Source organism: Aquisalinus luteolus (genome assembly GCF_009712425.2).
In the GTDB taxonomy this organism is placed as follows: Bacteria; Pseudomonadota; Alphaproteobacteria; order Caulobacterales; family Parvularculaceae; genus Aquisalinus; species Aquisalinus luteolus.
The window spans coordinates 80811-91690 of record NZ_VCJR02000007.1 but is presented as its reverse complement, the minus strand read 5'-3'; the positions used below and the strand labels follow the sequence as shown (position 1 = coordinate 91690).

The following is a 10880-nucleotide window of genomic DNA, read 5'->3' as shown; positions in this document are numbered from 1 at the left end:
GTGCGGGCAAGATCCTCCGCCGAGACGCTGGCAAGATATTCTGCCTTGAGATCAGCCAGTTCTCGGCTTGAGATGACGGCAAGGGACTGACCAGCAATCACATGATCACCCTCGCTGACCATCAGCTTCGTAACAATGCCGGAGACGGGACTTGAGAGATTTGCAACCCGGTCCGGGTTGGTCCGTATTTCGGCTGGCAGCTCCAGATCGTCACTGGTCTTCTGCAATTCAGCTTTCGCCAAGGTTATGCCGGCTGCACTCGCAGCGCTTTGCGACATTTCAACGATATCGGCCTCATCCTCATGGCCATGTTCATCATCACCTTCTTCATGCGCGTCTCCTTCATACGCGGCATGGTCGGCTTGTGCGCCGGTGTCAGCAGTTTCCTCACCGCACCCACTGACCAAAGGTATACTGAATATAAGCACTATCATCAGTATCAATATTTTTTTCATTGCATGTCTCCCTCGGAGAATGGTGCCGCGCCAATCAGGCTCTGCAGCAGCACATTTTCCGCATTCAGTTTTCGGTTGGATTCTATGACGGCGATCTGCGTGTCGATCAGCGCTTGCCTGGCATCGAGCGTTGCTGTCAGGTCGAACTTGCCTGCCTGATACCCTCTAATGGCAGCATCATGGGCGGACTGAGCTTCCGGCAACGCACTTGATTGCAGCAGGTCGAGCTGGCGCCTAGCAGCCTGTTGCTGGGCGATAGAAGACTGCAGGCGAGCGCGCAGGCGTGCCTCTGTCGCTTCGGCATCGATAGCGCTTGCCTGCGCTCGGAAGGCGGCGGCATCGGCAGCATCCCGGTTGCGGTCAAACAGCGGCAAGGGCACCTCAAGCCCTGCAACAAGCGCGCTTTCACCCGTTGCCTCGAACTCCCTCACACCAGCCGATACCGTGATATCAGGAATGATCCGTACCCGTTCCAGCTGTTCCTGAGCCCGGCTGGCTTCAAGCGATGCGGCTGCCGCAACGATCGCCGGATGCGACGAAACCTCCCCCTGCGACGGTGCAGCCTGTGTTGCGGTAATGATCGGATTACCGAACCGGGCAGTGTCAGCGCCCCAGAGCGCGGCCAATGCCAGTTTTTCCACTATGATTTGAGCCTGCAGATCGGCTGCTGCGGCCTGGAGACGCGCCGCTTCGGTTTTGGCGCGTGAGACGTCGGGTGGTGCCGCCGCGCCGGCCTCATATCGCTTAATGACCGTATCCCGGAACCGGGCCGCCAGATCGGCGGCACTGTCCGCCATCTCGGCAAGCTGGATGGTGGCATGAAGATCGTAAAAGCTGAGCGCCGCTTCCAGTTCTGCCTCGCGCAGGATGGTTTCGCATTGTGCACTGCCTAGTGCCTCAAGCGCGCGGGCAGCACGCACCTGCTTCTGGCGCTTGCCGCCGAGTTGCAAGGTCTGGGAAATGGCATAGGTTCGATCCGACTGGTCGAAGCCATCAAAGGCACCATCCCCGCCGAAATTCTCCACCTCCAGAGACAGGGAGGGGTTTAACCATCGGCCCGCCTGCCGCGCTTCGGCAGCCCTTGCCTTGGTCTCGAGCGCCGCGGCCCTTACTTCAGGCGAGGCATGCCTGATTTGCGTTAGCACCTGATCGAGTGTCAGTGGTTCGTTTTCTTCTATCATTCCGGCCTGAGCAGATGTCAGGCGTGGCTGATAAGTCCCGCCGCACGAAGCCGCAGCATAGGCCTGGATCGGCATTGCAAGAATGCCAAGGGCGCACAGGCCGCCCCATATGTGTCGTTTCATGAGATAAATTCTCCACGTAGATTAACCGGAAAAACGCCCCTCGAAGGGCGAGAAAGGCCGGTTAGCCACGCGGAGGGCGGAACAATCCGTATACGAGCGGCGGCGGCAGGCGAAGCATCGATTCGGATACCTGTTTGTCCGCTATCAGGGTCTGTTCAACGAGATGTTGGGACGTGTTGAGCATATGCCCGTGACACGGTCCGCAATGATGCACATGCTTGTTGTGAGACGGTTTCTCATCGCCTGAAGTATCGTCAGTATCTGATGCAGCGCTGCTTTCGCATTCATGGGAAAGCTCGGCAATGTTATGGGCTTCGGCTACAATCGGGGTAGCGATGAAAGCCATCAGGGCCATCATCAGCAGGAGTTTCGCAATTCTGTTTAATCCGAAGCGTCGCATCACTAATATCGATAGCACACAAATCTATGCATTTCATTATCATTTTCCCAGACATTACCATCATCTGATCTCACTGATAGGGATTCTGATATTCTACTCGACATCAGAGCCGGAAGGTTCCTGTGGGTTGAGCTTGCCTTCGAACTCCGGCACAGGCCTGGCCTCGGCTTCCTCCTGGCTCTCTGCAATACCATTCTTGCGGATATCATCGACCAGCCATTCCATTTCCTTGATCTCGCGGCGCTGGGCGCGGATGATTTCGTCGGCCAGCTCTCGAACGCGAACATCTTCGATTTGTGCCCGCTCACTCGTCATGATGGCAATCGAGTGGTGGGGAATCATCGCGTTCATGTAAGAGCGCTCGCCGACCGTGACCTGGCTGCGAACCAGAAACAGTGCGGCGATCAACACGACAAAGCTGCCGATATAGATGCCCGCATTGATCTTCTTGTCGCTATACATGCCGAGCATGAAGCTGAGCATCACCACGGCCATGGCAGCGCCCATGATGAAAGTCATGTAAAACCGCGTTTCGCTCCAGCGTACATGCTCAAACGCATAGGTGTTGAAATACATCAGGATGAACATCACCACCATGGAAGTGCCGATCATCGCTGCAAATCGCAAGTAATTCGATCCGTTATTCACAGGACTTTCCTCCATAAAGTTTCAGCCATAAGCGTAAGTCCAACGGGCTGATGGTCGGAAAGTTCCTGTATTTAAAGCGCTTACAGCTTCAAGCGTTTCAGCCGAAGTGCATTGGCAATGACAGAGACCGATGACAGGCTCATGGCGGCAGCGGCGATGATGGGACTGAGCAGGATACCGGTCAGCGGGTATAACAGCCCTGCAGCAATGGGAACGCCGGCAGCGTTGTAGATGAAGGCAAAAAACAGGTTCTGCCTGATATTGCTCATTGTCGCCTGGCTGAGGCGGCGGGCCCGGACGATCCCGTCGAGCGTCCCCTTGACCAGCGTAACCCCGGCGCTCTGGATTGCGACATCCGTGCCGGTGCCCATGGCAATGCCGACATCGGCGCGCGCCAGCGCCGGTGCATCATTGACCCCGTCGCCAGCCATGCCGACCACACGGCCTTGCTCCTGCATCTGCCGGACGATTTCGCCCTTGTCCTGCGGCAGAACGTCAGCGCGGATATCGTCAATGTCCAGCTTGCGGGCGACGGCCTGCGCGGTTGCCTCATTGTCGCCGGTCACCATGACGATGTGGACGCCCATTTCCCGCAGATCGGACAGTGCCTGCGCGGTCGTTTCCTTGACTGGGTCAGCGACCCCGATCAGTCCGGCCAACCGTCCATCGACAGCGACATGCATCACGGTCTCGCCTTCGCGCCTGCGTTCACCTGCCTTGTCTGCTGCGGCGGGGTCGAGGGCGATGCCGAGCGTTTCCAGCAATCTGGCATTGCCGAGCGCAACGTCTTGACCGTCAATACGGCCATGAACACCCTGGCCAGTGATGGAATCGAAATCCTCCGCTGACGGCAGGGAAATGCCCCGGTCGCTGGCGGCGTCGACGATGGCCGTGGCAAGCGGGTGTTCCGATCCCCGTTCCAGCCCGGCGGCCAGCCTGAGGATTTCATCGTCGCTGATATCGGCAACCGGAATGATGGCAGTGACCTTCGGCTTGCCCTCGGTCAGCGTTCCCGTCTTGTCGACGACCAGCGTATCGACCTTCTCGAACCGCTCTAGCGCTTCGGCGTTCTTGATCAAGACACCGGCCTGTGCGCCGCGGCCCATGCCGACCATGATCGAGATCGGCGTTGCCAGACCGAGCGCACAGGGACAGGCGATGATCAGTACAGAGACAGCCGCAATCAAGGCATAGCTTAGGGCGGGCGTAGGCCCGAAAACGCTCCAGCAGATAAATGCTACAATGGCAACGAGCACCACGGCTGGCACGAAATAGCCCGAAACCCTGTCCGCCAGTCCCTGAATCGGGGCGCGGCTGCGTTGTGCTTCGGCGACCATATGGATGATGTTGGATAGCATCGTCTCGCTGCCGACTTTCGTCGCTTTCATGAGGAGACTGCCGGTGCCGTTCAGCGTGCCGCCGATCAGCATATCACCCGGTGATTTTTCCAGAGGGATCGATTCACCCGTTACCATGGATTCATCGACCGACGAGCGGCCTTCCAGCACGTCGCCATCCACCGGCACTTTTTCGCCGGGACGCACACGCAGCGTATCCCCGGCTTGGACTTCCGACAGGGGGATATCCTTTTCGCTGCCGTCTTCTGCCACCCGGCGCGCCTGTTCAGGGGCTAGGTCGAAAAGAGCGCGAAGGGCGGCGTTCGTTCCGGCGCGGGCACGCAATTCCAGCACCTGTCCCAACAGGACGAGCACGATGATGATGCCTGCCGCCTCGAAATAGACCGGCACCACGCCATGCTCGCTGCGGAAACTATCCGGAAACACGTCAGGCGCCAGCAGCGCGACTACGCTGTAGAGAAATGCAGCGCCTGTACCGAGCGCGATAAGCGAGAACATGTTGAGGCTCCACCGCACGACCGATTGCCAGCCACGCACGAAGAACGGCCACCCAGCCCACAACACAATCGGTGTTGCAAGAAGGAATTGTATCCATACGGAAAGCTGCGGCCTGATCCAGCCATGCACCGCACCGCCGAAAAGGTGGCTGCCCATCTCCAGGGCGAACAATGGCACAGCAAGGACCAGTCCGATCCAGAAGCGGCGCGTCATGTCATCGAGTTCGCTGGTATCAGCCTCGCCTTCGACGAAGCCCTCCGCTTCCAGCGCCATGCCGCACAGGGGACACGAGCCAGGCTTGGGTTGGCGCACTTCAGGGTGCATTGGGCACGTGTAGACAGTCCCTGAATAGCCTTCGGGAACGATATCGTAGTTGCCGGACGCTTTACTGCCGCCGGAGGCATGGTCGGCGTGGCCGTGGCAATGATCATGTTGATGTGTGGTCATGGTGCTCTCTCTCGCTGGTCCGGGACGTCAGGCAAGACAACCGCCTGACCGTTGCGGCGCTTGCGACATATAATACCCCCAGGGGGTATAATCAAGCGTCATTTTCTCGGAGATCTGACGGTCGCATTCGGTTATGCCAACCGAAACCCCAAGCACGGGATCACTCTTTCCACGCCTTTTCGCAATTGGCATACAGAAACGTGGCAGACCAGGTCAGCACCATAAAGCCGCCCAGTGATTGAAGCATGTTGATCAGTTTCAAGGGGCCCTCGGTCTCTATTTGCGTATAGCCCAGAGTCACGAAATTGATCCCTGAGAAGTAGATCAAATCGAGCCATGAATTCCCGAAATCGGCCCCGAGTGTACCCAATGTCCCCCATGCCAGAATTGCGCGGTAAACAGCGGCAAACATGACAATCTCAATGATGTGCAGGCAGACCAACCCGAGGAAAACGACGATAACCGCCAGTTGCGGCCTGTTATCAGAACTCGGCTTTAATGCGCGTATGCCAAGCAATCCGTAGTGATGGCCAATGCCGAGCAGGCCCAGCAATATCAAGCCTAGAAGCAGTGCCATATTACGTTCCTTTCCTGATAGTCTCCTTTTTGGTCCGTACAAAAACAAATATCACGATTGGGCAGCTTGTACGCCTTTTTCTCCCCGCCGCCTTCCGAGATAGAATATTTCAAAGACAAAAATCAGAATAATCCCTGCCACAGCGGTGATGATGATCAGCGGGTCTGCCTGGGCCTTCAGAATCAGGAAAGCGCCAAGGACAAGCGTGTCGAGAGCGATTGCCGTGAGAAGCACCCAGGACCGCGCCCCCACATCCTTTCGCAGATGGCGGAAAACGCCCCAATGAATGGCGATATCCATTACCAGATAAAATATCGCGCCGAGCGATGCGATCCGGCTGAGGTCGAAAAAGAGCGCAAGCAAGGATGCGGCAACAACGGTGTAGACGAGCGTATGTTTTTGAATTCGTCCCGGCATGCCGAAATGGCTGTGTGGAATGAGGTTCATTTCCGTCAGCATGGCCAGCATGCGCGAAACGGCGTATATGCTGGCAAGGAGCCCGGACGCGGTCGCGATGATGGCGATGCCGACAGTAAAGTACACGCCATATTGGCCAAGAGTTGGCCGCGCGGCTTCTGCAAGGGCGTAGTCTTTTGACGCAACAAGCTCTTCGAGGCCAAGGGATGAGCCAACCGCAAAGGCAACGGCCATATAAACCAGCAGGCAAAGCCCAAGCGAGATCATGATCGCCCGGCCTACATTACGTTGCGGATTTTTGACCTCATCGCCGCTATTCGTGATTGTGGTAAAGCCTTTATAGGCCAGGATGGCGAGAGCTACCCCGGCCAGAAAACCGGCAGCGGAATAATCTCTGTTGCCTGATGAGGCCACGGCCTCGAATGACAGGCCAGAGGCCCAGAGGCCGGCACCTGCGAACAACAGGATGCCGCCAACTTTCAAAACCGCCGTTATTTTTGAGACGGCGCCAATATACTGGTTGCCTGCCAGATTGATCAGAAAAGCAACAAGGATCAGGCCGAGCGCCAGGATGGGTACCCAGATTGTATCGTCTCCAACATCGAATAGCTGGAGCGTATAGGTACCGAATGTCCGGGCCACGAGGCTTTCATTGATGACCATGGAAAATGCCATCAGCAGGGCACACGCACCGGTCATTGCGGATTGTCCGTATGCCTTCTGCAGTATCATTGCGATACCGCCTGCTGACGGATACTTGTTGGACATTTTGATATAGGTATATGCACTGAAGGCGCTGATAACGGCAGCAAGAAAGAACGCAGCCGGAAAATAAGGCCCCGCAAATTCGGCGACCTGGCCGGTCAGGGCGAAAATCCCGGCACCGATCATCACCCCCGTTCCCATGGCGACAGTGCCGCCCAGAGTGAGGCTTCCTTTTTCGTAGTCGCTGTTCCTGTCTTGCTGCTTGTTTTCCGTCAATGCTCGTGTTCTCCCGTGATTGGCGCAGATGACCAGTGAATGTGCGCGATGCGCCAGCCTTCATCGGTCTTGCTCAACACCATGGTCTCCATCATGGATGAATGGATGGTTTTCCCATCGACATTGCCGTGAAGCTGTGACTGGGAAATGATTGTAGCCATATCACCGGAAACGATGGACTGACGGTCTTTCAGGGTCGTTTCCACTGCCGACGTGAATGCCATATCGGCAGGCATGTGGTGACCTGCATATTCCTCGAAGGAGCGTTCCGTGCCGCCGCCTTCGGCGATGATCACATCCGGCAGCAGCAGGGCTTTCACCATTTGCTCGTCTCCTGCCTTCAGGGCGGCTGAGAAAGCCTCTACGGCAGATTCCGGTGATCCCGCCGGTGCTGCCGATACGGTCTTATCCGCTTCGTCAGCATGGTGATCGTCCTCGCCATGGGAGCTTTCCTCATGATGATCATCTCCATGCGCTTCATCTTCATGATCTTGGTTACTACCTGAAACCGCATCGCCATGGTCGTGATCGTGCCCGTCTCCCGTCACCTCGGGCAGTCTTTGCACGCCAAGGCCATGCTTGTAGACGATAGTGCCGCCCCACCATGCCGTGATGCTGACCAGTACTGCAGCAACGAAAACGGCACCGGTGAAAAGGGTTGAAGCAGCCGCTTTTCGCCCCATCCAACGCCACCCAGCCAGAAGCAGGATGACGATGCCTGTGGGCACGGCCCAGTTTCGATGGGTGGTCATCGCTTCATGGGACGGCCCGTCATGGGCAACACTGTAATAGGCCTGAAACCCTGCGGCGATGGTCGCCACCACGGCCAGTGCCGCAAATGCCAGCATCCAGTCTGCAGCGGGACGCAAGGTCCGCTGCAACCGTTCCGGCACCACAAGGCTCAGCAAGTAGGATATCGCTGCCGTGACCGTGAGGGCATAGGAAAAATGGACAAGGATCGGATGAATGTTCGGTTCGATCAGATTGGTCATGGAAGGCTCCTAAAACCAGGCCCGGATACCGGCGACAAAGGCCGTGCCCTGAGCATCGCCGCCAGCGGCTTCGATGATGTCAGCGGTTTCGCCAAATGCTCCTTGCCATTCCACGCCGACATAAGGCGCGAATTCGCGCTTGATTTCGTAGCGCAGACGAACACCCGCATCGAGATTGGTGAGACCGGTACCGAGCTCGCGATCGGGCACATCCTGGAAGGAGAAATTCGCTTCCAGCCTCGGCTGCAGGATCAGACGCTGGGTCAATAGAAGCTCATATTCCACTTCCGTGCGGGCGGTGACATCGCCGTCCTCGCTGACAAAGGCGGCGGCATCGACTTCGAAGAGATAAGGTGCGAGGCCCTGCACACCGAACACGCCATGGGCCTTGCCGTCAGGCTCGACGTCATAGCGAAGGCCGGTCTGGAGGTCCCAGTATGGCGAGATCGCTCGTGACCAGAGCGCCTGTATTTCGGCGTCCTCCACTTCGTCACCCTCGAAGCTGTATTCGCCTTCGGTCTTGACGAAAAGCTTGTTGATGTCGCCGCCATACCAGCCTTGTGCATCCCAGACGCCGGTTTCCTCGCCGTCGAGAGACTGGATTTCAAACCGGTCAGCCATGACGAACCAGAAATTCTGTCCGCCTGCATGGTGTTGGACTTGCGCTCGGGCTTCAGCCATCTCCGCCGGGTCGTAATAGGCATCGGCCTGCGACCATGGCGCGGGACTGTCGTCACCATCATGGCTGTGCTGGGCGAGTGCCGGCGTTGCGGAAAGAGTTGCGGCGAGGAGAGCGCCGAGGCTCAGTGTTCTGACTGTCTGTCTCATCAGTGCTGCCCTCCCATCTTGTGATCGCCATGGGAGCCCATATCGTGACCCTCCATATCGTGCGCGCCCATGTCGTGTGAGCTCATTTCATGTTTCATGTCTTGCCCGTCCATCTGCATCGACGCCTTGTGAGACGGCGGATGATCATGAGACATCGGCTTGTTCCTGCCGTCATTCGGGAGGACGGAGACGACCTGCATCATCCCGGCATGCATGTGGTAGAGAAGGTGACAGTGGAACGCCCAGTCGCCGACATGCTCCGCCGTGATATCGACCGAGAGTTTCTCGCCGGGCTTCACGATGACCGTGTGCTTGCGCGGCATATGATTTCCGCCGCCATTGACCAGATCGAAGAACATGCCGTGCAAGTGAATCGGGTGGTTCATCATCGTGTCGTTGACCATGGTCATCCGTACACGCTCACCTTCATGGAAGATGATCGGCTCGGTCACTTCAGAGAATTTCACCCCATCGAACGACCACATGTAGCGTTCCATGTTGCTGGTGAGATGCACTTCTATCTCACGCTCGGGCGCGCGCGTATCCTTGTTCGGTTCAAGGCTTCTGAGCTGTGAATAGCGCAAGGTCCGGTGCGGGACGTCTTCAAGGCCGAGCCCCGGTTCATCGAGACGGCTCATCGGCATCGCGGCGAGCTTGGTGACACCGGGCCCGCGTTTGACTTCGGCGCTGTCGGACATGGCGTCCATGTCATGGCCCTTCATATCGTGATCCATGCCAGCCATCTTCATGCCGCCTGATGCCGTGTCACCGCCCATATCCATGGAGCCGTGATCCATCGCCATGTCCTTCATGGTCAGCGTGGGAACGGCCCGCAGGGCGGGTTCCTTGGCCTTCATGCCGGGACGGGGCCCCAGCGTCGCCACGACCTGGCCGGAGCGGTCGATGGATTCCGCCGTGAAGGCATAGGCCTTTTCGTCCTTCGGCTGGACGATGACATCATAGGTCTCGGCAACGCCGATCTGGAATTCATCGACTTCAAGTGGCCGGACATGCAGCCCGTCAGCCTGAACCACAGTCATCGGAAGGCCGGGAATGCGGACATTGAAAATGCTCATCGCCGAGGCATTGATGATCCGCAGGCGAACACGCTCACCGGGATTGAAAACCGCGTTCCAGTTATCCGCCGTCGAATGGCCGTTGATCAGGAAATGATAGGTCGCGCCGGTCACATCGGCGATATCGCGCGGCGACATGCGCATACCGCCCCACATGGCGCGTTGTTCCAGCGCCGTGCCGAACCCTTTCTCCCCGGCATCCTCGATAAAATCAGGCACCGTACGGTGGCTGAAATTATAGGTCTCGCTCATCGTCTTGAGCTTCTTGAAGATCCGGTAGGGGTCTTCAAAGCTCCAGTCCGAAAGCACCATGATATATTCGCGGTCATAGCCGACCGGGTCCGCGCCCTTCGGCTCGATGATGATCGGGCCGTAATGGCCGAGCTGTTCCTGCAGACCGGAATGGGAGTGATACCAGTAGGTACCGTTCTGCGGCACAGCGAACTTGTACTGGAAGGTTTCGCCGGGGCGGATGCCGGGGAATGTCACGCCGGGCACGCCGTCCATCTGGAACGGTACGAGCAAGCCATGCCAGTGGATGGACGTGTCCTCATCCAGAGTGTTGGTAACGTTGAGGGTGATTTCTTCGCCCTCGCGGAAGCGGATCAAAGGCGCTGGAACCGTACCGTTCACGCCCAGCGCCATGCCCGAGCGTCCGCCAATCGTGACGGGGAAACGGTCAACCTTCAGATCGAAACGGTTGCCCGTAAGGGTGCTGAGCCCGGTATTCCCCCGGCTGGCGGGCAAGGACCATGCGGGAAGCAGGCTCGTTGCGCCGAGCGCGAGTCCCGCCTGCAAGGATGTTGATAGAAATTGTCGTCTTGAAACCATGGTTTTTCTCTCTTGTCAGGGTGAATGGCAGAATGCCGGGCAAAGTTCGCCCGTAGCGGCTCTCGAAA

Annotated in this window: 9 protein-coding genes; all 9 read right to left on the bottom strand. The window is 57.7% G+C overall.

Annotation, left to right across the window (positions count from 1 at the left end; genetic code table 11):
• Nucleotides 1–455 (bottom strand): efflux RND transporter periplasmic adaptor subunit (locus tag FF098_RS17455; RefSeq protein ID WP_155142985.1); only part of this gene is annotated, 455 nt, incomplete at its 3' end.
• Nucleotides 452–1759, bottom strand: coding sequence for a TolC family protein (locus FF098_RS17450; protein ID WP_155142984.1), 1308 nt, complete (start codon nucleotides 1757–1759; stop codon nucleotides 452–454). The genes FF098_RS17455 and FF098_RS17450, both read right to left, overlap by 4 nt.
• A gap of 493 nt (nucleotides 1760–2252) precedes the next feature.
• On the bottom strand, nucleotides 2253–2807 hold the full coding sequence (locus FF098_RS17445; RefSeq protein WP_229714617.1) for a DUF305 domain-containing protein: 555 nt from the start codon (nucleotides 2805–2807) through the stop codon (nucleotides 2253–2255).
• A gap of 80 nt (nucleotides 2808–2887) precedes the next feature.
• Entirely contained in the window at nucleotides 2888–5110 is a 2223-nt protein-coding gene (locus FF098_RS17440) for a copper-transporting P-type ATPase (protein ID WP_155142982.1), read from the bottom strand.
• 160 nt (nucleotides 5111–5270) lie between these two features.
• Nucleotides 5271–5687: an ion channel gene (locus FF098_RS17435; protein WP_155142981.1), complete on the bottom strand. Its 417-nt coding sequence runs from the start codon at nucleotides 5685–5687 to the stop codon at nucleotides 5271–5273.
• Between the two features lie 51 nt (nucleotides 5688–5738).
• The gene (locus tag FF098_RS17430) at nucleotides 5739–7010 is read right to left on the bottom strand and encodes an APC family permease (RefSeq protein WP_155142989.1); all 1272 of its coding nucleotides are present in this window, start codon (nucleotides 7008–7010) and stop codon (nucleotides 5739–5741) included.
• A 71-nt stretch (nucleotides 7011–7081) separates the two neighbouring features.
• Complete coding sequence (locus tag FF098_RS17425) at nucleotides 7082–8077, bottom strand: DUF2231 domain-containing protein (RefSeq protein WP_166426620.1); 996 nt, start codon at nucleotides 8075–8077, stop codon at nucleotides 7082–7084.
• 9 nt (nucleotides 8078–8086) lie between these two features.
• On the bottom strand, nucleotides 8087–8905 hold the full coding sequence (locus FF098_RS17420; RefSeq protein WP_155142980.1) for a copper resistance protein B: 819 nt from the start codon (nucleotides 8903–8905) through the stop codon (nucleotides 8087–8089).
• Complete coding sequence (locus FF098_RS17415) at nucleotides 8905–10812, bottom strand: copper resistance system multicopper oxidase (RefSeq protein ID WP_155142979.1); 1908 nt, start codon at nucleotides 10810–10812, stop codon at nucleotides 8905–8907. Before FF098_RS17415 ends, FF098_RS17420 begins: the two co-directional genes overlap by 1 nt.
• Nucleotides 10813–10880 lie beyond the last annotated feature (68 nt).

Coding starts and splice junctions, on each gene's coding strand:
- FF098_RS17450 (WP_155142984.1), bottom strand. CDS start 1,759: ATGAAACGACACATATGGGGCGGCCTGTGCGCCCTTGGCATTCTTGCA.
- FF098_RS17440 (WP_155142982.1), bottom strand. CDS start 5,110: ATGACCACACATCAACATGATCATTGCCACGGCCACGCCGACCATGCC.
- FF098_RS17435 (WP_155142981.1), bottom strand. CDS start 5,687: ATGGCACTGCTTCTAGGCTTGATATTGCTGGGCCTGCTCGGCATTGGC.
- FF098_RS17430 (WP_155142989.1), bottom strand. CDS start 7,010: ATGGGAACGGGGGTGATGATCGGTGCCGGGATTTTCGCCCTGACCGGC.
- FF098_RS17425 (WP_166426620.1), bottom strand. CDS start 8,077: ATGACCAATCTGATCGAACCGAACATTCATCCGATCCTTGTCCATTTT.
- FF098_RS17420 (WP_155142980.1), bottom strand. CDS start 8,905: ATGAGACAGACAGTCAGAACACTGAGCCTCGGCGCTCTCCTCGCCGCA.
- FF098_RS17415 (WP_155142979.1), bottom strand. CDS start 10,812: ATGGTTTCAAGACGACAATTTCTATCAACATCCTTGCAGGCGGGACTC.